General features: G+C 65.3%; 25 protein-coding genes. 15 read left to right on the top strand and 10 right to left on the bottom strand.

The genetic code is table 11. The features are described from left to right. Positions 1 to 17 precede the first annotated feature (17 nt). The 8 genes from ptsN to NK214_RS04565 all read left to right on the top strand — a co-directional run bounded on the left by ptsN (position 18) and on the right by NK214_RS04565 (position 8,707). Entirely contained in the window at positions 18 to 479 is a 462-nt protein-coding gene (gene ptsN, locus NK214_RS04600) for a PTS IIA-like nitrogen regulatory protein PtsN (RefSeq protein WP_107798242.1), read from the top strand. Next, positions 472 to 1,428: an HPr(Ser) kinase/phosphatase gene (gene hprK / locus NK214_RS04595; protein ID WP_019104261.1), complete on the top strand. Its 957-nt coding sequence runs from the start codon at positions 472 to 474 to the stop codon at positions 1,426 to 1,428. The genes ptsN and hprK overlap by 8 nt, the downstream gene beginning before the upstream one ends. Continuing rightward, entirely contained in the window at positions 1,409 to 2,251 is an 843-nt protein-coding gene (rapZ, locus tag NK214_RS04590; RefSeq protein ID WP_107798241.1) for an RNase adapter RapZ, read from the top strand. The genes hprK and rapZ overlap by 20 nt, the downstream gene beginning before the upstream one ends. 34 nt (positions 2,252 to 2,285) lie before the next feature. After that, the gene (locus tag NK214_RS04585; protein ID WP_253313849.1) at positions 2,286 to 2,921 is read left to right on the top strand and encodes a flavin prenyltransferase UbiX; all 636 of its coding nucleotides are present in this window, start codon (positions 2,286 to 2,288) and stop codon (positions 2,919 to 2,921) included. A 45-nt stretch (positions 2,922 to 2,966) separates the two neighbouring features. After that, positions 2,967 to 4,457 (top strand): NAD(P)H-hydrate dehydratase, encoded by a 1,491-nt coding sequence (locus NK214_RS04580; protein ID WP_107798239.1) that lies wholly within the window; start codon positions 2,967 to 2,969, stop codon positions 4,455 to 4,457. 115 nt (positions 4,458 to 4,572) lie between these two features. Continuing rightward, positions 4,573 to 5,490, top strand: a complete 918-nt coding sequence (locus NK214_RS04575) for a DMT family transporter (RefSeq protein ID WP_107798238.1) — start codon at positions 4,573 to 4,575, stop codon at positions 5,488 to 5,490. A gap of 77 nt (positions 5,491 to 5,567) precedes the next feature. Continuing rightward, positions 5,568 to 7,112: a sensor histidine kinase gene (locus NK214_RS04570; protein WP_107798237.1), complete on the top strand. Its 1,545-nt coding sequence runs from the start codon at positions 5,568 to 5,570 to the stop codon at positions 7,110 to 7,112. Continuing rightward, positions 7,109 to 8,707, top strand: a complete 1,599-nt coding sequence (locus NK214_RS04565) for a DUF3369 domain-containing protein (protein ID WP_253313848.1) — start codon at positions 7,109 to 7,111, stop codon at positions 8,705 to 8,707. Before NK214_RS04570 ends, NK214_RS04565 begins: the two co-directional genes overlap by 4 nt. A 108-nt stretch (positions 8,708 to 8,815) precedes the next feature. Here the strand turns inward: NK214_RS04565 and NK214_RS04560 are convergent, their stop codons facing one another. The 7 genes from NK214_RS04560 to NK214_RS04530 all read right to left on the bottom strand — a co-directional run bounded on the left by NK214_RS04560 (position 8,816) and on the right by NK214_RS04530 (position 13,341). Beyond that, complete coding sequence (locus NK214_RS04560; protein WP_019100472.1) at positions 8,816 to 9,433, bottom strand: hemolysin III family protein; 618 nt, start codon at positions 9,431 to 9,433, stop codon at positions 8,816 to 8,818. A 181-nt stretch (positions 9,434 to 9,614) separates the two neighbouring features. Then, a complete protein-coding gene (adk, locus tag NK214_RS04555) occupies positions 9,615 to 10,271 on the bottom strand; it encodes an adenylate kinase (RefSeq protein ID WP_107798235.1) in 657 nt (218 codons plus the stop codon). Positions 10,272 to 10,341: 70 nt separating this feature from the next. Continuing rightward, positions 10,342 to 11,115 (bottom strand): 3-deoxy-manno-octulosonate cytidylyltransferase, encoded by a 774-nt coding sequence (gene kdsB, locus NK214_RS04550; RefSeq protein ID WP_235084268.1) that lies wholly within the window; start codon positions 11,113 to 11,115, stop codon positions 10,342 to 10,344. Continuing rightward, on the bottom strand, positions 11,112 to 11,294 hold the full coding sequence (locus NK214_RS04545; protein ID WP_048408720.1) for a Trm112 family protein: 183 nt from the start codon (positions 11,292 to 11,294) through the stop codon (positions 11,112 to 11,114). The genes kdsB and NK214_RS04545 overlap by 4 nt, the downstream gene beginning before the upstream one ends. Beyond that, a complete protein-coding gene (gene lpxK / locus NK214_RS04540) occupies positions 11,284 to 12,306 on the bottom strand; it encodes a tetraacyldisaccharide 4'-kinase (protein WP_253313847.1) in 1,023 nt (340 codons plus the stop codon). Before lpxK ends, NK214_RS04545 begins: the two co-directional genes overlap by 11 nt. A 4-nt stretch (positions 12,307 to 12,310) precedes the next feature. Next, complete coding sequence (locus NK214_RS04535) at positions 12,311 to 12,724, bottom strand: biopolymer transporter ExbD (protein ID WP_107798232.1); 414 nt, start codon at positions 12,722 to 12,724, stop codon at positions 12,311 to 12,313. Between the two features lie 2 nt (positions 12,725 to 12,726). Then, positions 12,727 to 13,341, bottom strand: coding sequence for a MotA/TolQ/ExbB proton channel family protein (locus tag NK214_RS04530; protein ID WP_107798231.1), 615 nt, complete (start codon positions 13,339 to 13,341; stop codon positions 12,727 to 12,729). A gap of 22 nt (positions 13,342 to 13,363) precedes the next feature. Here NK214_RS04530 and NK214_RS04525 point away from each other — a divergent pair, with 22 nt between their 5' ends. Then, a complete protein-coding gene (locus tag NK214_RS04525) occupies positions 13,364 to 13,639 on the top strand; it encodes a hypothetical protein (RefSeq protein WP_227107052.1) in 276 nt (91 codons plus the stop codon). A gap of 89 nt (positions 13,640 to 13,728) precedes the next feature. Here NK214_RS04525 and NK214_RS04520 read toward each other — a convergent pair whose 3' ends face one another. From NK214_RS04520 to NK214_RS04510, 3 genes are read right to left on the bottom strand one after another with little or no spacing between them, the layout of a single operon-like run. Then, on the bottom strand, positions 13,729 to 14,418 hold the full coding sequence (locus NK214_RS04520; protein ID WP_253313846.1) for an HAD family phosphatase: 690 nt from the start codon (positions 14,416 to 14,418) through the stop codon (positions 13,729 to 13,731). Further along, positions 14,415 to 15,089 carry a DnaA regulatory inactivator Hda gene (gene hda / locus NK214_RS04515; RefSeq protein WP_043591991.1) on the bottom strand — a complete coding sequence of 225 codons (675 nt, stop codon included), beginning with the start codon at positions 15,087 to 15,089 and terminating at the stop codon, positions 14,415 to 14,417. Before hda ends, NK214_RS04520 begins: the two co-directional genes overlap by 4 nt. Positions 15,090 to 15,099: 10 nt before the next feature. Beyond that, positions 15,100 to 16,194 carry an AI-2E family transporter gene (locus tag NK214_RS04510; RefSeq protein ID WP_253313845.1) on the bottom strand — a complete coding sequence of 365 codons (1,095 nt, stop codon included), beginning with the start codon at positions 16,192 to 16,194 and terminating at the stop codon, positions 15,100 to 15,102. A gap of 86 nt (positions 16,195 to 16,280) precedes the next feature. Between NK214_RS04510 and purM the strand changes: the two genes are divergently transcribed. From purM to NK214_RS04480, 6 genes are all read left to right on the top strand, one after another. Further along, on the top strand, positions 16,281 to 17,318 hold the full coding sequence (purM, locus tag NK214_RS04505) for a phosphoribosylformylglycinamidine cyclo-ligase (RefSeq protein ID WP_253313844.1): 1,038 nt from the start codon (positions 16,281 to 16,283) through the stop codon (positions 17,316 to 17,318). Continuing rightward, positions 17,287 to 17,514, top strand: coding sequence for a hypothetical protein (locus NK214_RS04500; RefSeq protein WP_146176566.1), 228 nt, complete (start codon positions 17,287 to 17,289; stop codon positions 17,512 to 17,514). The genes purM and NK214_RS04500 overlap by 32 nt, the downstream gene beginning before the upstream one ends. Continuing rightward, positions 17,511 to 18,140 (top strand): phosphoribosylglycinamide formyltransferase, encoded by a 630-nt coding sequence (gene purN / locus NK214_RS04495; protein WP_253313843.1) that lies wholly within the window; start codon positions 17,511 to 17,513, stop codon positions 18,138 to 18,140. The genes NK214_RS04500 and purN overlap by 4 nt, the downstream gene beginning before the upstream one ends. Positions 18,141 to 18,144: 4 nt before the next feature. Continuing rightward, positions 18,145 to 19,317 carry a DUF3108 domain-containing protein gene (locus NK214_RS04490; RefSeq protein ID WP_253313842.1) on the top strand — a complete coding sequence of 391 codons (1,173 nt, stop codon included), beginning with the start codon at positions 18,145 to 18,147 and terminating at the stop codon, positions 19,315 to 19,317. After that, positions 19,313 to 20,563, top strand: a complete 1,251-nt coding sequence (locus tag NK214_RS04485; protein ID WP_371926186.1) for an RsmB/NOP family class I SAM-dependent RNA methyltransferase — start codon at positions 19,313 to 19,315, stop codon at positions 20,561 to 20,563. Before NK214_RS04490 ends, NK214_RS04485 begins: the two co-directional genes overlap by 5 nt. Positions 20,564 to 20,674: 111 nt before the next feature. After that, positions 20,675 to 22,057: a chloride channel protein gene (locus tag NK214_RS04480; protein WP_253313840.1), complete on the top strand. Its 1,383-nt coding sequence runs from the start codon at positions 20,675 to 20,677 to the stop codon at positions 22,055 to 22,057. The last annotated feature ends 46 nt before the right edge of the window (positions 22,058 to 22,103 follow it).

Genomic DNA, 22,103 nt, shown 5'->3' with positions numbered 1-22,103 from the left:
CGCATGCATAATCCAATATGAACCTCATCGGCAAAATCCTGACACCCGAACACGTCCTGCTGGATCTGGACGTCGCCAGCAAGAAGCGCGTGTTCGAGCAAGTCGGCCTCTTGGTTGAAAATACCCGGGGCATCGCGCGCAGCGAAATCTTCGATTGCCTGTTCGCCCGCGAAAAGCTCGGCTCCACCGGCCTTGGCCAGGGAGTGGCGATTCCGCACGGCCGCGCGCGCGGCCTCAAGGACGCGATGGGCGTGTTCATCCGTCTGAAGACCCCGATTCCCTTCGACGCGCCCGACGGCAAGCCGGTGCAGTGCCTGTTCGTGCTGCTGGTGCCGGAACAGGCCACGGACCTGCACCTGCAAGTGCTGTCCGAACTGGCGCAGCTGTTCTCCAGCCGCCAGATGCGCGAGCAGATGCTGGGCATCCCCCTGCGCGACGAGCTCTATCAGCTGCTCAATAATTGGGTGCCCAATGCCTAGCATCAGCGTCCGCCGGCTGTACCAGGAAAACCAGCAGAAGCTCAACCTGACCTGGGTCGCAGGCACCGGCGGCGCCGACAATATGATAGGCAACGACGAACAGCGCCCCACGCAGGCGCTGGTCGGCCACCTCAATTTCATCCACCCCAACCGGGTCCAGGTGCTGGGTCTCGCCGAGGTGGACTACCTGAACCGGCTGGAGCAGTCCGCCGCCAAGACCGCGCTGGACCAGCTGTTCCACAAGAGCATGTCGGTGGTGATGGTGGCCAACGACCAGCCGGTGCCCAAGCTGCTGCGCGACTACTGCCACACCCACAACGTCCCGCTGATGACCACCAAGCTGGAAAGCCCCTACCTGATGGATGTGCTGCGCATCTATCTGGCGCGGGCGCTGGCGGTGTCCACCGTGCTGCACGGCGTCTTCCTCGACGTGTTCGAGATCGGCGTGCTGATCATGGGCGATTCGGCGATGGGCAAGAGCGAGCTGGCGCTGGAACTGATTTCCCGCGGCCACGGCATGGTGGCCGACGACGCGGTGGAGCTGTACCGCATCGGCCCCGACACGCTGGAAGGCCGCTGCCCGCCCTTGCTGCGCGACTTCCTGGAAGTGCGCGGCCTGGGCATCCTCAACATCCGCACCATCTTCGGCGAAACCGCCGTGCGGCCGAAGAAGGTGCTGCGGCTGATCATCCACCTGGTCAAGGCCAACGACCAGGCGATGCAGGCGCTGGACCGCCTCAACATCCAGTCGGAAACCCAGGACATCATCGGCGTCACCATCCGCAAAGTGGTGCTGCCGGTGGCCGCCGGCCGCAACCTGGCGGTGCTGGTGGAGGCCGCGGTGCGCAACTACATCCTGCAGCTGCGCGGCATAGACAGCACCCGCGAATTCATCGAACGCCACACCAACTTCCTCAGAGACCAGGAAAATGCGCCTGATATTGATTAGCGGCCTGTCCGGTTCCGGCAAGTCGGTGGCGCTGCGCGCGCTGGAAGACGCCGGCTTCTACTGCGTGGACAATCTGCCGGCCACCATGCTGCACGAGGCGATGTCGCTGTACGCTGACTACGGCTACGAACAGATCGCCATCAGCGTGGACACCCGCTCCGGCCCGTCGCTGGGCGCCTTGCCGGCGGAAATGGAAAAGCTGCGGGCCCAACATGTGGACGTGCGCCTGCTGTTCCTGGAAGCCACGCCCGCCACCCTGGTCAAGCGCTTCTCCGAAACCCGCCGCCGCCACCCGCTGTCCGGCGCCGACGTCACGGTGGAGGAAAGCATTCTGCTGGAACAGGACATGCTGGCCGAGATCATGGAGCTGGGCACCCGCATCGACACCAGCGAGCTGTCCGCCAACGCGCTGCGCAGCTGGGTGCGCGAGCTGGTGGACGCCGACAGCAGCCGGCTGACCCTGATCTTCGAATCCTTCGGCTTCAAGCACGGCCTGCCGCGGGACGCCGACTTCGTTTTCGACGTCCGCTGCCTGCCCAATCCCTATTACGACCCGCAGCTGCGCCCCTTCACCGGCCGCGACCAGCCCATCATCGACTTCTTCCAGCAAACGCCGGAAGTGCAGCAGATGGTGGACGACATCCAGCAGCTGGTCAGCAAATGGCTGCCCTGTTTCAGCATGGAAAACCGCAGCTATCTGACCGTCGCCGTCGGCTGTACCGGCGGTCAGCACCGCTCGGTCTACATCACGGAACGTCTTGCCCGCCTGTTCGCCGCCGAGCAGGTGCTGGTGCGCCATCGCCAGCTCTACCGCCAGAACTGAACGCATTCGGGCCGCCCGCCTACAGGAGACATTCATGCGCCCGATCCAAACCGTCACCGTCGCCCTGACCGGCGCCTCCGGACTACCCTACGGCCTGCGGCTGATCGATTGCCTGATCGCCGCCGGCGTCCGCGTCTGGGTGCTGTATTCGCAGGCCGCGCAAGTGGTGGCCAAACAGGAAATGGACCTGACCCTGCCCTCGCGCCCGGCCGAAGCCCGGCAATGGCTGATGCAACGCAGCGGCGCGCGCGACGGCCAGCTGGCGGTCTTCGGCCGCGAAGAGTGGTTCGCGCCGGTGGCCTCAGGCTCCAACCCGGCCGACGCCATGGTGGTCTGTCCGTGCTCTATGGGCACGCTGGCCGCCATCGCCCAGGGCAGCAGCGACAATCTGATCGAACGCGCCGCCGACGTCAACATCAAGGAACAGCGCAAGCTGGTGCTGGTGCCGCGCGAGGCGCCGTTCTCCGCCATCCATCTGGAAAACATGCTCAAGCTGGCTCGTCTCGGCGTTGTCATCCTGCCGCCGTCTCCGGGGTTCTATACTCATCCCAAGACCGTGGACGATATGATCGACTTCGTGGTGGCGCGAATTCTGGATCAGCTCCGCATCGACAATCAATTGACGCCGCGCTGGGGCGAGCCCGCCCCGGACCGCCCCGCGGCCCCCTAGCCAGCCGCCGCGCCGCTTGCGGCCCGGTCAAAGAGGAACCTTGGGATGCCGACACAAGACCAAAGCATTCTCAGCCTGGACGCCTTGCGCCAACTGGAGCGCCAAGCCACCGACGCCGGCTACAACCTGATGCAGCGCGCGGCGATGGCCACCGCGGACTGGGTCAGCCACCACCTGCCCAGCGCGTCCCGGCTGTTGATCTGTGCCGGCCCCGGCAATAACGGCGGCGACGCGCTGTACGCGGCGCTGGAACTGATGCGCCGTCGTTTCCGCGTCGACGTGCTGGTGCCCACCCAGCCCACCAGCCCCGCCACCTCGGAAGCCCTGCATGAGCTGGAGCAGGCCCAGGGCCATGTGATGTTCGATCTGCCGCGCGACTACCGCGCGCCGCAACTGGTCATAGACGGCCTGTTCGGCGTGGGCCTGAGCCGGGACTTCGACCTGGAATGGACCACGCTGATCGACCGCATCAACCAGCTGGGCAGCCCCATCCTGGCGCTGGACTGCCCCAGCGGCCTGGACGCCTATACCGGCGTGCCGGCCAACACCGCGATCCAGGCCAGCCACACCCTGACCTTTTTGTGCCAGAAGCCCGGCCTGTTCAGCGCCTCCGGCGCCGATCTGGCCGGCAATGTGGAACTGGAACTGCTGGACTGCCCGCCCAGGCTGATCCCCGCGGCGGACGGCAGCATCAACCAGCCGGACGTCCGCGCGCTGCTGCGGCCGCGCAACAGCCACAAGGGCCTGTTCGGCACCGTCTGCGTAATAGGCGGCGCGCCGGGCATGCTGGGCGCGGCGCTGCTGGCCGGGCGCAGCGCCTTGGCCTGCGGCGCCGGCAAAGTCCATGTCTGCCCGCTGGACGACCGGCTGCCGGTGGACCCGGTGGTGCCGGAGCTGATGATTTCCGCGCTGGACGAAGCGGCCGGCCTGCCCGACGCCGACGTGCTGGCCGTCGGCCCCGGCCTGGGCCAGCAAGAACGGGCCGGCCGCCTGCTGGACCAAGTCATCCAGCTGCCGCAGGCGCTGGTATTGGACGCCGACGCGCTGAACCTGCTGGCCAACGACCACGCCGCCGCCGCCCTGATCGCCAAACGCCAGGCCGGCACCGTGCTGACCCCGCATCCGGCGGAAGCCGCGCGCCTGCTGGGACAAAGCACCGAGACGGTGCAAAAGGACAGGCTGATGGCCGCGCGCCGGCTGGCCAACCACTTCAACTGCGTGGTGGTGCTCAAGGGCGCCGGCAGCCTGATCGTCGGCCCGGACGGCTTCTACCATCTGAACACCAGCGGCGGCCCGGCGCTGGCAGTGGCCGGCCAGGGCGACGTCCTGACCGGCATCATCGCCGCGCTGCTGGCCCAGCGCATGGAGCCGTTCGAAGCCGCCAGCCTGGCCGTGCACATCCATGGCCTGGCCGGCGACGATTTCGAAATGGAAACCGGCGGCCCCATCGGCCTGTCCGCCTCCGACACCGCCTGGCGCGCCAGCCTGATGCTGAACCGCCTGATCCAGGAACGCGCGCAGGAACAGGCCACCTAGATCCAAGACCCTGCAAGCCCCCGGGGAAATCCATTTGCATTAGAATGGGTCATCGGCGCGCGGGCCGGCGGCATGGCCGTCCCGCGGCCCCTCATCCGTCACCCTGGGGATTACCTTGCAGTCACAATCTAAAGCTTACGCCTACGGACTCGCCGCCGTCCTGGCCTGGTCCACGGTGGCCAGCGCCTTCAAGATCAGTCTCGCCCACCTCAGCCCGGCCCAGCTGGTGCTCTATGCCAGCGCCGCCTCTCTCTTCTGCCTGCTGGGCTTGCTCGCCGTCCAGGGCAGGCTGCCGGAGCTCGCCCCGGCCCTGCGCCGCCACTGGCGCGCCTCGCTGATCTTCGGCGCCGTCAATCCGGCGCTGTATTATCTGATTCTGTTCCAGGCCTATGCGCTGCTGCCCGCGCAGGAAGCCCAGGCCATCAACTACACCTGGGCCTTGACCATGAGCTTGCTGGCGGTGCCGCTGCTCAAACAAAAGCTGCAGCGCCGCGACATCGCCGCCGCGCTGGTCTGCTATCTGGGCGTGCTGGTAATCGGCACCCGCGGCCAGGTGCTGGAACTGCGCTTTTCCGACTCGCTGGGCGTGGCGCTGGCGCTGGCCTCCACCCTGCTGTGGGCCGGCTACTGGATTTTCAACGCCCGCGACGCGCGCGAGCCGGTGATAGGCCTGACGCTCAATTTCGCCTTCTCGCTGCCGCTGAGCCTGGCCTGGTGCGCCTATACCGGACAGCTGGGCCCGGTGGCCTGGCAGGGCCTGGCCGGCGCCGCCTATGTCGGCGCCTTCGAGATGGGCTTCACCTTTGTTCTGTGGCTGACGGCGATGAAGCTGACGCCGAGCACCGCCCGCATCGCCAACCTGATTTTCCTGTCGCCGCTGCTGTCGCTGGCGCTGATTCATTTCCTGATCGGAGAGGCCATCCTGCCCTCCACCCTGGTCGGTCTGGGCCTAATCCTGAGCGGGCTGGCGCTGCAAAAACTGGCCCCGCGCGCCAAGCCCGCTGCGGCGCTGAGCGCCGACGGCGGCGGCTAGCTCCGCGCGCATCCGGATTTGGTATTCGCGCCAGAACTGCCTAGGATTCAGTGTGGGCACTTGGAACTGTGAACATAATGAAAAGCATAAAAACCAAATTGATGTTCTGGTTGATGGCCTGGATCACCGCCATTCTGGGGACGACGGGCCTGTTTTCCTATTTGCACAACCAGGAACGCAATGAGGCCGATTACCAATCCCAACGCGCCGCGGTCAAAGCCCGCCTGGCGATGTCGCTGCCGCACAGCGTCTGGCAGCTGGACGATGAAAACGTCAGGCTGACGCTGGACAGCGAGCTGAGCTGGCCGTCCATCATCGCCATCAGCGTCAAGGGGGAATCCGGGCTCAGCCTGGGCCGCAGCCATGACAGCGACGGCAGCATCCGCGACATGCCGCCGTCGGAGGAGCCGCGTTCCGACGACATGCTCAACATTCCCATCGTCTACCAGGGCAAGGAGCACTTGGGCAACGCCACCGTCTATCTGTCGCGCCAGGCGCTGGCCAAACATCAGCGCGACCAGTTGATCGAACTGTCCGCCCAGATCCTGCTGCTGGACGTGATGATCTTCATGATCATGTCCTTCAATCTGCAACGCTTCCTGTTCCAGCCGCTAGCGCGGCTGCAGCAGGCCTTGAACACCGCCATCCGCGCGCCGGACGCCAGCGGCGCCCAAGTCACCCACGTCGCCGACGACGAGATCGGCGGCATCGTCAACGGCTTCAACCGCATCGTGGCTCGCACCGCCGGCGATCTGGCCAAGCGCACCGAGGCCGAAGCGGTGGCCCGCGCCGAGCGCGACCGCGCGGAAGAAGCTTACCGCCAGTTGATGGAAGCGCAGCAAACCCTGGTGGAAACCGAGAAGATGGCCTCGCTGGGCAGCCTGGTGGCCGGCGTCGCCCACGAGATCAACACCCCGGTGGGCATCACCCTGACCACCGCCTCCCACCTGGGCACCGCCACCAGCCACATCATAGAAAAGGTGGACGGCGGCACCGTCAAGAAAAGCGACTTCCAGGCTTATCTGGACACCGCCAAGGAATGCAGCGATCTGATCCTCTCCAACGCCGAGCGCGCGGCCAACCTGATCCACAGCTTCAAGCAGGTGGCGGTGGATCAGACCAGCGAGGCGAGGCGCAGCTTCCAGTTGCAGGATTATCTGAACGAGGTGATCACCAGCCTGAAGCCGCGCTTCAAGCACGCCAACACCACCATCAGCGTGCAGTGCGAGGAAGACATCCTGCTGGACAGCTATCCGGGCTCCTTCGCCCAGGTGGTCACCAATCTGATGGTCAACTCCCTGGTGCACGGCTTTGAAAACCGCAGCAGCGGCAAAATCCTGATCGAGGCCAGGCGCAACAATCCGCATTACATCACGCTGACGCTCAGCGACGACGGCAAGGGCATTCCGCCGGAAAACCTGAGCCGCGTGTTCGACCCCTTCTTCACCACCCGCCGCGGCAGCGGCGGCAGCGGTCTTGGGCTCAACATCGTCTACAACATCGTACGGCAACGCCTGGGCGGGTCGATCGAGGTGCATAGCGAAGTGAATAAAGGCACCACCTTCACCATCACCATGCCCTGCTCCGCCCCGGTCAACCAGAGCAAGGAGAACATAGCATGAGCGACATCACCAACCAGGAAGACGACTGGCTGCTGGACGATGATGACGCTCCGTCTGCGTCTTCCCCAGCCTCCGCCGCCGGCGACGGCCGCCACCCGTGGAAAATCCTGATCGTCGACGATGAGAAGGACGTGCACACCGCCACCCGCATCGCGCTGCGCAACATCCGCTACAAAGAACGGCCGCTGGAACTGCTCAGCGCCCACTCCGGCAAGGAAGCCTACGAAGTGGTGCGCCAGCATCCGGACATCGCGCTGATCATGCTGGACGTGGTAATGGAGAGCGAGGACGCCGGCCTGAAGCTGGTGCACCAGATCCGCCAGGACCTGAAGAACGGCCTGGTGCGCATCGTGCTGCGCACCGGCCAGCCCGGACAGGCGCCGGAGCAGGAAGTCATCCTCAACTACGATATCAACGACTACAAGACCAAGACCGAGCTGACGGTGCAAAAGCTGTTCACCACCATCATCTCCTCGCTGCGCGCCTACGAAAACCTGCTGTCGCTGGAGAAAAACCGCCAAGGCCTGTCCAAGATCCTGGAAAGCGCGTCCGACCTGTACCAGCTGTATTCGCTGCGCGAGTTCGCCTCCGGCGTGCTGCGCCAGATCAGCGCGCTGCTGGACATCGGCAGCGACGGCATCCTCTGCGTGCGCAACGACAGCAGCAACGGCCGGCCGGAACTGGAAATCCTGGCCGCCTCCGGCAATTACGAACCGCTGGGGCAAAGCGGCGACCTGAGCCCCTTCCCCGAGCTGGAGCAGGTGATCCTGCGTTCCTTCGCCGAGAAGCGCAGCATCTACCAACACCCCTACGACGTGCTCTACATCACCTCGCGCAACGGCCGCGAGTTCATCATCCACTTCACCCCGCAATGGCCGCTGGAAGAAGTGGAGCGCGACCTGCTCGACGTGTTCTGCCAACGCATTTCCGCCGCTTACGACAATCTCTACCTCTACAGCCAGCTGCGCAGCGCGCAGGAGGCCACGGTGGTGGCGCTGGCGGATCTGGCGGAATTCCGCGACACCGACACCGGCAATCACGTGCTGCGCGTGCAGCGGCTGACCGACGCCATCGCCGGGCAGATGCGGGACAACGGCGCTTATCCGGAACTGATGGGCAAGGAATTCATGGACATGGTGGGCATGGCCAGCATCCTGCACGATGTCGGCAAGGTGGGTACGCCGGACCACATCCTGTTCAAGCCGGGCAAGCTGGACCCGGACGAGCGGGTGATCATGGAGCAGCACGCCACCATAGGCGCGCAGATTCTGGCCAGATCGGCCAGCATGGTGGAGGGGATGAGTTATCTGTCCCTGGGCTCGGAAATCGCCGGCGGCCACCACAAGCACTTCGACGGCAACGGCTACCCCAGGAAGCAGAAAGCGCACGAAATCCCGCTGTCGGCGCGCATCGTCGCGGTGGTGGACGTATTCGACGCCCTGCTCAACAAACGGCCCTACAAGGAGCCGTGGACGCTGCACGACACCATGGAATACATTTCCGGCCGCTCCGGCAGCCAGTTCGATCCCGAAGTGGTGCGCGCGCTGGAAACCCTGGTCAAGGAGCGCCGGCTGCAGGACTTGCCGGACGCCTGAGCGAGCGCCAGCGTCCACGCCTCAATAAAACAGGGCGAAAGCAGCGTTTGCGCTGGTTTCGCCCTTCTTCTTCGTCCCGCCGCGGCGCGGAGGACTTCAAGCCTCGGCTCAGGCCACGTAGAACAACACGCTGACAAACTGGCAGACGCTGCCGCCCAGCACGAACAAATGCCAGATGCCGTGGCCGTGGCGGATTTTCTCGTCGTTGAGAAACCAATAGATGCCGACGCTGTACAGAATCCCGCCCAAGGCCAGCCAGAACAGGCCGCCGCTGGGCAAGGACTCGATCAAGGGCGGCAAGGCCACCAGCACCAGCCAGCCCATCACCACATAGAGAATCATCGACAGCAAACGGGTGCGCCGCCCCAGGGTCAGTTCCTGGATGATGCCGAACACGGCCAGGCCCCAGCTGACGCCGAACAGGCTCCAGCCCCAGGCGCCGCGCAAAGTCACCAACGCGAACGGCGTGTAGCTGCCGGCGATCAGCAGATAGATCGCCGAATGGTCGCACTTCTGCAGCACCGCCTTGGCGCGGCCGCGGAAGCTGTGATACAGCGTGGAAATCAGATACAAGGCCACCAGCGTGGCGCCGTACAGGCTGAAACTGACCACCTTCCAGGGGTCGCCCTCGCGCGCGGCCATGGTCACCAGCACCACCAGGCCGGTAATGGCCAGCAAAGTGCCGATCAAATGGGAAATCCCGTTGAAACGTTCCCCGTGATACATAGGTATTATCCTTGCGCCGGCATCGCGCCGGCTTGACGCACAAAAACTTTTGGAGCCGCTCGCGGGCTCCGGGTTCAATTGTCCGCCTGTTGCCGCCGCCGCGCCAGCCCTTTCTCTACACGTCAAAAGAAAAGCGGGCCATAAGGCCCGCTTGTCTTCTTGGAGAACCCGGAACAGGTTCTCAGGCGCCCAGCGCCTTCAGCACCTCGTCTCGCACCACTTCCACCGCGCGGGTGCCGTCGATCTTGACGTATTTCGGCGCCTTGGCGTCGCCGCTGGCGGCGCGCTCGCCGTAGAAGCCCACCAGCACCGCGGTCTGTTCGTGGTAAACCGACAAACGCTTCTTCACGGTTTCTTCGCGGTCGTCGTCGCGCTGGACCAGCTCTTCGCCGGTCACATCGTCCTTGCCGGCCACTTTGGGCGGGTTGAAGCTGATGTGGTAGGTGCGGCCGGAGGCCATATGCACGCGGCGGCCGGCCATGCGCTCGACGATGGCCGCGTCCGGCACGTCGATCTCCACCACGTAATCGATGTCCACGCCGGCGGCGATCATCGCCTCGGCTTGCGGAATGGTGCGCGGGAAGCCGTCGAACAGGAAACCGTTGGCGCAATCCGCGTCGGCGATGCGCTCCTTGACCAGGCCGATGATGATGTCGTCGCGCACCAGGCCGCCGGCGTCCATGATCGCCTTGGCTTCCAGGCCCAGCGGCGTGCCGGCCTTGACCGCGGCGCGCAGCATGTCGCCGGTGGAGATTTGCGGGATGCCGAATTTTTCCTTGATGAAATTGGCCTGGGTGCCTTTGCCGGCGCCAGGCGCCCCCAACAGGATCAGTCGCATGAAGATCGCTCCGTCAATTTGAATAAGATGATTTGATATCGAAATCCGGGCCGCGCCGACGCGGCCCGGCTTATGAGTTCCGTCCGGCGCCCAGCAAGCGGCGCACCCGCTCCAGGTCCTCCGGCGTGTCCACGCCGGCCGGCGGCGCGGACTCGACCACCGCCACCTTGATGGCGAAGCCGTGCCACAACACCCGCAACTGCTCCAGCGCTTCGAAACGCTCCAGCGGCGCCGGTTCCAAACGGTTATAGGTCTTCAGAAAACCCGCCTGATAGGCGTACATGCCGATATGCCGCAGCACCGGTAGGTCCGCGGGCAGCGCGCTCGCATCCTGTGCGAAGGCGTCGCGGGCATAGGGAATCGGCGCGCGGCTGAAATACAATGCGCGGCCGGCGTGGTCCAGCACCGTCTTGACCACATTGGGATTGAACATGTCGGCGGCGGCGTGAAACGGATGCGCCAGCGTCGCCACCGGCGCGTCGCCGGCGGCCAGGAGCGCCGCCAGCTGATCGATCAGCGCCGGATCGATCAGCGGCTCGTCGCCCTGGACATTGACCACGATCTCATCGTCGGCCAGGTTCAAGGCCTGCGCCACTTCGGCCAGCCGGTCCGTGCCGCTGGCGTGGTCGGCGCGCGTCATCAACGCCTCGACGCCGTGAGCGCGACAGGCGTCCAGCACATCGGCGTGGTCGGTGGCCACGATCACCCGCGTCGCGCCGCTCTTGGCCGCCTGCTCGGCGACCCGCGCCACCATGGGCTTGCCGGCGAGATCGGCCAGCGGCTTGCCCGGCAAGCGGCTGGACGCCAGACGCGCCGGGATCACCACGCAAAAGCCGCGGCTCATTTTATTTCTTCTTCCGGCGCCAGCTCGCGGGCTTCGGCTTCCAGCATCATCGGGATGCCGTCCTTGATCGGGTAAGCCAGTCGGTCGCCCTTGCAGACCAGTTCCTGCTTGGCCTTGTCGAAAACCAGCGGGCCCTTGCACAGCGGGCACACCAGAATATCCAGGAATTTAGCATCCATGTTTTATCTTCAGTCGATCCAGAATCCAAGCGCTCAGATCAGGCTCCAACTCCGCCTGAACCGGCAAAACCCATAGTCTAGCACGCTGCGCTGCATCATGAATCACCCGCCGCAGCTTGACCGCGTCCTTGCTGGTGACGATCACCGCGTCCATGTCGGCCGGCAGGTCCGCCGCGGCGAATTGATGATGGTCGGGCCAGGCCAGGCAAAGCTCAGGCCGCAGGCCCAGGCCGGCCAGCGTGTCGAAGAAGCGCTGCGGGTGGCCGATGCCGGCCATCGCCGCCAGCCTCAGCCCGGCGAAATCCGCCGCCGCCCGCGTCTCCTCGGGCCGGTCCAACCGCTGCAGCGCGGCCGGACGCAAACGCATGGCAAAACGCCGCGGCCCGGCCGGCAAGGCCAGGCCGGCGGCGTCCCCGCCATTGATCACCACCGCGCCGACGGAGCGCAGCCTAGACCACGGCTCGCGCAGCGGACCGGCCGGCAGCAGCCGCCCGTTGCCGCCGCCGCGCGCGCCGTCCAGCACCACGATCTCCAGATCGCGGCTTAAGCGGTAATGCTGCAGACCGTCGTCGGTCAGTATCAATTCCAAATCGGGATGCAGCGCCAGCAGATGACGGCCGGCGGCGACCCGGTCGCGCCCCACCACCACCGGCGCGCCGCCGGCGGCCAGCAAGAGCGGCTCGTCGCCCACTTCCTCCGGCGAACTGTCCGGCCGCACCAGCGTGGGCTGGCGGTGGCTGCCGCCGTAACCGCGGCTGATCACCCCCGCCTTGACGCCGCCTTGTTGCAAATCGCGCAACAGGGCCAGGGTCAGCGGCGTCTTGCCGACGCCGCCCACATTGATGTTGCCTATCACCGCCACCGGCGCGGCCAGGCGCTCCGCGCGCAGCCAGCCGCGGCGGTAAGCCAGCCGCCTGGCCGCCGCCGACAGGGCAAACAGCCCTTCCAGCGGAGCCAGAAGGGCCGTCAGCCACCAGCGCGGCCGATACCATTGCCGTTCTATCCAATGCATGCGGCTATTGCGAACGGGTGGCGAAGGTCAACTGGTTCAGACCGGCCTCGCGCGCCGCCTCCATCACCGTCACCACCGATTGGTGGGTGGCTTTGGCGTCGGCGTTGACGATGACGATCACATCGCTCTTGCCCGCGGCGTCGTCCTTCAGCTTGCTCAACAGCGCCGCCTTGTCGCCGGCGGCCAGCTTGGCCTCGCCCACCGCCATTTCGCCGTTGGCGGCCACCGCCACGGTGATTTCCGACGACTTGGTCTTGGCCTGCTCGCCCTGGGCGGCCGGCAGATTGATCTTGAGTTCGGCGAACTTGGAATAAGTGGTGGTGACCATCAGGAAGATCAGGATCACCAGCAGCACGTCGATCAGGGGAATGAAGTTGATCTCGGGCTCTTCGCGGCTGCGGCCTCGGCGGAAATTCATGCTCAACCCCCGTTTTTACGCTCGCCGTGCAGCACTTCCACCAGCTTGACCGCTTGGGACTCCATCTCCACCAGCAGACCGTCCACCTTGGAGCGGAAATGGCGATAGAACATCATGCTGGGAATGGCGACGATCAGGCCGAAGGCGGTGTTGTACAGCGCGATGGAAATGCCGTGCGCCAATGCTTGCGGGTTGTTGCCCGCCGGCGACTGCGAACCGAAGATCTCGATCATGCCGATCACCGTGCCCAGCAGGCCCAGCAAGGGCGCCATCGCGGCGATGGTGCCCAGCGTGGTCAGCAAGCGCTCCAGTTGATGCGCCACCACGCGGCCCTCGTCCTCGATCGCTTCCTTCATCACTTCGCGATTGCCGCCGACATTGCGCAGGCCGGCGCAGAACAGGCGGCCCAGCGGCGAATGCTCCTGCAGCTTGCGCAACAGCTCCTCGCTGGCGCCGGCGCGGCGGTACTCCTGCAAAGCCTGCCCCAGCAGGCCCTCCGGCGCCACGCTGCTCTTCCTCAGGCTGAACAGGCGTTCAAAGATAATCGCCAGCGACACGACCGAGGCGGCGATGATGGTCCAGATCGGCCAGCCGGCCGCTTCAATGATTGACCACACGAGGAGGTTCTCCGAAAAACGATTGCAAACGCTGAACTTTAGCGGCATCCATGCCGGTTCAGCAACCGGCTCCGCTGCGCGCCGCCGCCGCCGCGCCCTCAAACAGGCGCTTAGCGGCGAAAACTACGCAGAGTTGTCAACAAAGCCGTCTAAACCCATCTTTTATAAAGGCTTTCGAATGCCGGCTCCATTTCATCGGCGCCGCTCGAAACTCAAGCCGGCGAAAGCCGCGCCAGGCAAGGCTTTCAACCCAGACTATCAAGATCCGCGCCATGATTGGAGGCTGCCGCTTTTTTAACCTTTGCCAGCAAAAGCCAAGCCCCGGCAAGCGATCCACACAGTTATCCACAAGGTTATTCAGCCGCCGCTGTGGATAATTGCCGCGCCTCAATCGCGCAGCGAAATCACCCGCCAGCCCTCTTGCTCGGCGTGGGCGCGCAGGGTGTCGTCCGGGTCCACCGCCACCGGATGGTCCACCAGCTTCAGCAAGGGCAGGTCATTGTGCGAATCGCTGTAGAAAAAGCTCTGGCCGTAGCTGTCCATGCTCAGGCCGCGCTCGTCCAGCCACTGCTGCAAACGGGTGATCTTGCCCTGCTGAAAGCTGGGCACGCCGCTGACGCGGCCGGTGAAGCGGCCCTGCTCGTCTTCCTCCAGCTCGATGGCGATCAGATGCTCCACGCCCAGCTCGCGGGCGATAGGCCCGGTAATGAAGCGGTTGGTGGCGGTGATGATGATGATCTCGTCGCCCTGGGCCGCGTGCGCGGCCAGCAAATCGCGCGCCTTGCGGGTGATGATGGGCTTGATGTGCTGTTCCAGGTAGTCGGCGTGCAAGGCGTCCAGTTCGGCGCGGCAGAAACGCTTCAAGGGCTCCAGCGCGAACACCAGGTATTCGTGGATGTCCAGCGTGCCCTGCTGATACTGCCGGTAGAAATAATTGTTGCGCTCGTCGTAATGCGCCTGCTCCAGAATGCCGCGCTGGATTAGGAAGCGCGGCCATTCGAAATCGGAATCGCCGGCGATCAGGGTGTGGTCTAGGTCGAACAGCGCCAGATTGCGCAATGCAGAAGTGTCGGTCATGGTTCCGGGCTTGCGGTTTGCAAAACGTTTTTCACCAGCGGCACGGTGATCGGCCGCCTCATGGCCAGAGAATAGCGGTCCAATATGTCAATCATGCCGATCAGGCTGGACAAGTCGCGCCGCCAATGGGTCAGCAGGTAGCGGTAGACATCGTCCGGAATCGACAGCTGGCGGCTGGCGGCGTGGCTGCGCAAGGCGGCCAGCTTGTCCTCGTCCGACAGCGCCTTGACTTCGAACACCAGGCCCCAGCCCAGGCGGGTGCGCAGATCGTCGCGCACCGCCAAGGCCATCGGCGGCTGGCGGCCGGCCATCAACAGCCGCGACTCCCCGCTCTCTTTCAGCGAGTTGTAGAAGGAAAACAGAGTGATCTGGTCGTCCGGCGCCAGGTCGTCGACATGGTCGACGGCGATGAAGCTGGCTTCGCGCGCGAAGTCCGGCAGATGCTCGGTCTTGCCGTCCAGATAGATGGAGGCGCGCCCCAGCCGCTCGGCGTGGGCGATCCAGGCCTGCAACAGATGCGTCTTGCCGCAGCCGGGCTCGCCCCACAGATAGATGAAGCGCTCGCCGGCCTCGGCCGTCAGCGCGGTAATCACCTCGCGGTTGCGTTCGGCCAGGAAATTGTCGAAGGCCGGCAAGGGGGTGGGCGTCAAATCAAGTATTAACTGGTCCAAGTGAAGGCGATCAAACTAGGTTTTGATGTCTATTCCTGATTTTACGCTGATAAAAGCGTGTGTTGAAATAAGCGCGCGCCAGAAAGCGGCAGATCACCAAGGTGGCGGCCGCCATCGGCAAGGCCAGCAGCAGGCCGGCGAAGCCCAATAACTGCCCGAAGGCGAGCAGGGAAAAGATCACCGCCACCGGCGACAGGCCGATGCGCTCACCCACCAGCCAAGGCGTGATCAGCAGGCTTTCCAGCAATTGTCCGGCGCCGAACACGCCCAGCACCAGCAGCACCTCGCCGGCGGAATCGAACTGCAGCGCGGCGGCCAGGCCCGCCAGCGCGAAACCGAGAAAAGTGCCCAGATAGGGAATGAACACCAGCAGGCCGGCCACCACACCGATGGCGATGCCGGACTCCAGGCCCAGCAAGGCCAGGCTGGACGCGAAGATCAAGGCCATGATCAGCATCACCGACAGCTGGCCGCGCAGGAATTCGCCCAGCACCCTATCCAGCTCCCGCGCCAGGGCCGCCACCTCGTCCGCCCAGCGCCGCGGCACCAGCGTGGCCAGCGTCGCCGCCATCCGCGGCCCGTCCTGCAGGAAATAAAACAGCAGCACCGGCAGCAACAAGAGATTGAACAACAGGCCGGCCAGCATGACGCCGCTCTGGGTGGCGCGCAGGGCCACCGCCGACAGCGCGCTCTTCAAAGCGCCGGCGTTGGCGGCCAGCACCCGCTTCCAGCCGGCGGCGTCCAGCTCCAGCTGGATGGCGAACTCGGCGCGCAGCCAGGGCAGCACCCGGCCCTGGGCGAAGTCCACCAAGACCGGCAGGCGGTCTATCAGGCCCTGGGTCTGTTTGAACAGCATGGGCGCCACCACCAGCAGCAAGGCGAAGGTGGCGGCCATGCCGGCCAGCGTCACCAAGCCGGCGGCCAGCGGCCGCGGCAGGCCTTTGCCGGCCAGATAGCGCATCGCGGGATTAAGCACATAGGCCAGCACCGCGGCCACCGCGAACGGCGTCAGCGCGGCCGCCAACTGCTGCAACAGCCAGCCGGCGAACAGCAAGGCTGTTGCGCCGATGACCCAGGGAATCAGACGGTTTTGGGAGCGTTTCATCGCGACTTCAGTTAAAATGTGCTGCTTTCGCGTCGGCGAAAGCTTGATGTAAAAATACTTCAAGATTTGCAGAAAGCGAGTTTACCTTGAACACCACTTCCCTCAGTTACCGTGATGCCGGCGTCGACATTGATGCCGGCGACGCGCTGGTCGAGAACATCAAGCCTTATGCCAAGCGCACCATGCGCCCGGAGGTGATCGGCGGCATCGGCGGTTTCGGCGCACTGGTGGAGATTTCCAAGAAATACAAGGAGCCGGTGCTGGTTTCCGGCACCGACGGCGTCGGCACCAAGCTGAAACTGGCCTTCGACTGGAATCGTCACGATACCGTGGGCATCGACCTGGTGGCAATGAGCGTCAACGACATCCTGGTGCAAGGAGCGGAACCGCTGTTCTTCCTCGACTATTTCGCCTGCGGCAAACTGGACGTGCCCCAAGCCACCGACGTGATCAAGGGCATCGCCGCCGGTTGCGAACAGGCCGGCTGCGCGCTGATCGGCGGCGAGACCGCGGAAATGCCCGGCATGTACCCGACCGGCGAATACGATCTGGCGGGCTTCGCCGTCGGCGTGGTGGAGAAGAGCGCCGTGATCAGCGGCCGCGACATCGCCCCGGGCGACGTGGTGCTGGGCCTGAAATCCAACGGCGTGCACTCCAACGGCTACTCGCTGGTGCGCAAGATCATCGACCGCGCCCAGCCGGACCTGGACGCGCCGTTCGAGGACGGCCGCAGCCTGCGCGACGCCATCATCGCCCCCACCCGCATCTATGTGAAGCCTCTGCTCAAGCTGATGCAGGCGCTGCCGGTCAAAGGCATGGCCCACATCACCGGCGGCGGCATCACCGAGAACACGCCGCGCGTGCTGCCGGAACATGTCGTCGCCCAGATCGACGCCGCGGCCTGGCCGCAGCCCAAGCTGTTCCAGTGGCTGCAACAGGAAGGCAAGGTCGATAGCCAGGAAATGTACCGGACCTTCAACTGCGGCATCGGCATGGTGGTGATCGTGGCGGCGGAACAGGCGGAACAGGCCGTCGCCCTGCTGCAGGCCGAAGGCGAGACCGCATACCGGATCGGCACGGTGCGCGCCCGCAATGGAGACGAACATCAAACTCAGATCGCCTAAAGCGCTGCGTTGGATGCTACTGGCGCCGCTGGCCCTGCTGGCGGCGTTTGTCATTTATCGCGAGGCCGCCATCCTGGCCGACCTCGATCGCTGCCTGGACCTGGGCGGCGGCTGGCACGAACAAGAGTTGCGCTGCATCACCGATGCCGCCGACTGGGAACACTATCTGGCAAAGTCTCCGTCGATTCCATCATGAAGAATATCGTCATCCTGATTTCAGGCCGCGGCTCCAATATGCAGGCCATCGTCGACGCCAAGATCGCCGGCGCGCGCATCGCCACGGTGATCTCCAACCGACCCGACGCCGCCGGCCTCGCCTGGGCGGCCGAGCGCGGCATCGCCACCGCGGCGCTGGACCATAAAGCCTTCGCCAGCCGCGAAGACTTCGACGCCGCGCTGGCGCAGCTGATAGACGGCCACCAGCCGGACCTGGTGGTGCTGGCCGGCTTCATGCGCATCCTCAGCGCCGGCTTCACCCGCCGCTACGAAGGCCGCATGCTGAACGTGCACCCCTCGCTGCTGCCGGCCTTCACCGGCCTCAACACTCACCAGCGCGCGCTGGAAATGGGCTGCAAGGTGGCCGGCTGCACCGTGCACTTCGTCACCGCCGAGCTGGACCACGGCCCCATCGTCGCCCAGGGCGTGGTGGAAGTGCTGGACGGCGACAGCGCCGACACGCTGGCCGAACGCGTGCTGCAACTGGAACACCAGCTCTACCCGGCCGCGGTGCGCCGCTTCGTCGCCGGCGAGCTGAACATCGTCGCCGGCAAGATCGCCAGCCGCGCCGCGCTTGCCGGCAGCCTGATGGCGCCCGCGCCCTGAACCCATGAAAAGCCGTCGCCTGATCCTGCTGGCCCTGGCCCTGTCGCTCGCCCTGCATCTGGGCGTGCTGGGCTCCGGCCTGCTGCCGGAAGCGGCTTTGGAACTGCCCCCGGATCAGGACTTGCGCAGCATCAGCGTCAAGATGCAGGCGCTGGACGCCGATGAGCCGGCGGCCAAGCCGGCGCCGCAAGGCGCGGTCGCCCAATTGCGGCCGGCCGCGCCCAAACCGGCGCCGGCCAAGCCCAAGCCCTCCGCCAAGAAGACGGAGGCGTCGGCGCCGCAGGCGGCGTCGGAGCCGATGGCCGCCCAGGCGCAGCCAAACAAGAACGCCGGCAGCGCGCCGCTGGCGGAGGCCAAGCCCGACGCCTCCATGCCCGACGCGGAGAACAAACTCGCTTCGTCGGCGCCGGTCGCGGACAATATGGCGGCGAACGACAAGGACGAAGCCAGCGCGCCGGCGGCCGAAACCGCCGCAGCCGACGACGGCTACCTCCACCCCAAGAGCAAGTTGCGCGGCTTTCCGCGCCAGGCCACACTGGGCTACCAAGTGTTCTGGGGTTCGGTCATGGCCGGCACCGGCACGCTGGAATGGAGCCGCGGCAACGGCGGCTATCGCCTAGACATCAGCGCCAATCCCTTTATCGGCCCGAAGCTGCGCTATCTTTCCGAGGGCGGCTTCCAGCTAAAAAACGGGTTGCGGCCGGACAGCCTGCAGGCCTGGCGCGGCGAGCAAGCCAAAGAGTCCGCGCATTTCGACTACAATGCGGGTCAGCTGCGCTACGGCGACCAGGGCGACAAGCTGCTGGACCTGAAGCCCGGCGCGCAGGACGTATTCAGCCTGGCTTTCCAGCTGGGGCTGAAAGGCGGCGAACTGGGACCGGAAGCGATCCAGATCACCACCGGCAAAAAAGTGTACGAGTACCCGATGCGCCCCAGCGGCGAAGCCGTTTACGACACCGGCGCCGGCAAGATCCGGGTCATCGTGTTCCGCGCCCAGGGCGACGGCGATATTAATGAATTCTGGCTGGCGCCGGAATTCTCCAATCTGCCGGTGCGCATCAAGCGCATCGACAAGGACAAGCGGATCGACCTCAGAGCCGTCCGCATCGACGTGAACGGCGCGCCGCAATGGAAGCTGCCGCCGCAACCCACGAGAAAACACAAGAATGACTATTAATCACCATCAACTGAAACATATCGAAACCGTCATCGGCCAGATGATACGCTTCGACCGCCCGGCCGACGCGGTGCTGTCGGCCTATTTCCGCGAACACAGCAAACTGGGCGCCAACGACCGCCACATCATCGCCGAAACCGCCTTCGGCGCGCTGCGTCGCCTCTTGCAACTGCGCGCGCTGATCACGCCGGACAAGGCCACCCCGCGCCGGCTGGCCCTGGTGGCCCTGCTGAAAATCCACAGACTCAACGTCAAGGAGCTGGGCGACGCCGCCAGCGCCGGCGAAAAGGAATGGCTGGGCCAGATCAAGGGCAAGGCGCTGCCGGCCAGCCTGGAAGTGGACGCCGAGCTGCCGCAATGGGTGATCGAGCGCCTGGGCGAACAGACGCCGGAACAGGTGATCGCGCTGGGCAAGGGCCTGGCCGAAGGCGCGCCGCTGGATCTGCGCGTCAACACCATGAAGATGAAGCGCGACGAATTGCTGGGCCGGCTGCAGGCCGACGGCCTCGAGTGCGAAGCCACGCCCTACTCTCCGCTGGGCATCCGTCTCAAAACCAAGCCCTCGCTGGCCAAGCACGAGCTGTTCAAGGCCGGCGTGTTCGAAGTGCAGGACGAAGGCAGCCAGCTGCTGGGCCTGATCACCGGCGCGCGCCGCGGCGAAATGGTCGTCGACTTCTGCGCCGGCGCCGGCGGCAAGACTTTGCTGCTGGGCGCGCAGATGGCTTCCAGCGGCCGCTTGTACGCCTTCGACGTTTCGGAAAAGCGCTTGGCCAAGCTGAAACCGCGCCAGGCGCGTTCCGGCCTGTCCAACGTCCACCCGCAGCTGCTGGCCTCGGAAAACGACACCAAGGTCAAGCGCCTGGCCGGCAAGGCCGACCGCGTGCTGGTGGACGCGCCCTGCTCCGGCCTGGGCACGCTGCGCCGCAATCCGGACCTGAAATTCCGCCAGAGCCCGGAGAGCGTGGCCGAGCTGAACGCCAAACAGGCGTCCATCCTGGCCTCCGCCGCCCGCCTGGTGCGCGCCGGCGGCCGCCTGGTCTACGCCACCTGCAGCCTGTTGCCGCAGGAGAATCAGGACATCGTCGCCGCCTTCCTGGCCGATCACCCCGAGTTCAAGCTGGTGAAAATGGACGAGGTGCTGGCGGAGCAGAAGATCTCGCTGCAAATGGGCGATTATCTGGAACTGAAACCGCAGTTGCACAATACCGACGGCTTCTTCGCCGCGGTGCTGGAAAAAAACGCCTGAGCATGCTCAAACCCCGGCCCTTGATGCGGCCGGGGTTTGTCATTCCGGGCAATACGCCTTACCATTGAATATTAGAAAAATCTCACATATTCATTCGCAAAGGCCGGCTCCATGCCAGACACCCCCACTGCCAGACAAGTCCGCAGCCGCGTCCAGCGCCGCCTGCGTTACCTCTACTTGTCCGCAGTCCTGTGGCGCCGCCACATCCCGATCTGGACCGCCGCCATTCTGATTGGCCTGATGGCCAGCGTCTTCGCCAACGGCAGCCATCTGTCGCACGCCATCTTCACCCGTATCTACGACAACTCGCCGTACTGGAGCCTGCTGATCACTCCGGCCGGCCTCGCCCTGGCCATCTGGCTGATGCGCCATTACTTTCCCGGCTCCGCCGGCGGCGGCATCCCGCAGTCCATCGCCGCGCTGGAAGGCGGCATGCAGGCGCTGCGCGAGCGCATCCTGACCATACGCGCCGCCATCGGCAAAATGCTGCTGACCCTGATCGGCATCAGCTCCGGCGCCACCTTCGGCTACGAAGGCCCCATCGTGCAGGTGGGCGCGGCCATCAAATACTCGCTGAACCGCCACGCGGCGCTGCGCCACGAGGGTGCGGCGCGCAGCTTCATCCTGGCCGGCGGCGCCGCCGGCGTGGCCGCCGCCTTCAACGCGCCGCTGGCCGGCATCGTGTTCGCCATCGAGGAAATGGGCCGCACCTTCGATTTGCGCGCCAGCTCCACCATCCTGCTGTCCGTGATCGTCTCCGGCCTGACCGCCACCGCCATCCTCGGCAATTACAGCTATTTCGGCATGGTGTCGGTGAATATGGAACTGGAGCAGTCCTGGCTGGCCATCCCGGTCTGCGGCATCATCGGCGGCCTGCTCGGCGGCGTCTGCTGCCGCATCATGCTGGCGCTGACCCAGCGCCTGCCCGGCCCGCTGCACGGCTGGCGGCTGCAAAAACCGGTGCTGTTCGCCGCCGGCTGCGGCCTGGCGCTGGCGGTGATCGGCATCGCCAGCGACGGCGTCACCTTCGGCACCGGCTATTTCCGCGCCCGCGAAATCATCGAGGGCAGCGGCGCCGGCATGCAGGGCTACGGCCTGCTCAAACTGCTCAGCATGTTCATCAGCTTCATCAGCGCGGTGCCCGGCGGCATGTTCGCGCCGTCGCTGGCGGTGGGCGCCGGCTTCGGCCTGAACATGGCCAATCTGCTGCCCTTTCTGCCGCAGACCCTGATCGTGCTCTTGGGCATGGTGGGCTTCTTCGCCGGCATGACCCGCGCGCCGATGACCGGCTTCATCATCGTGATGGAGATGACCGACTCCTCGGCGATGATCATCCCCTTGATGGCCACCGCGCTGCTGGCGTCCAATGTGTCGCGGCTGATTACCCGCCGCGCGCTCTACGACGGCCAGGTGCACATCTTCCTGCGGCAATGGCACGCCGTGCAGGCGGCGCCCGCTGCGAAGCAAATTGACCCGCGGGCGGCCGAAAAGTAAAATAACCCATTGAAACGCTCGGGTATTTCGCCGCAGGCGGCCCCGC

It is taken from the genome of Chromobacterium sp. S0633, assembly GCF_024158805.1.
Taxonomy (GTDB): Bacteria; Pseudomonadota; Gammaproteobacteria; order Burkholderiales; family Chromobacteriaceae; genus Chromobacterium.
This window is presented reverse-complemented; position numbering and strand designations above follow the sequence as displayed.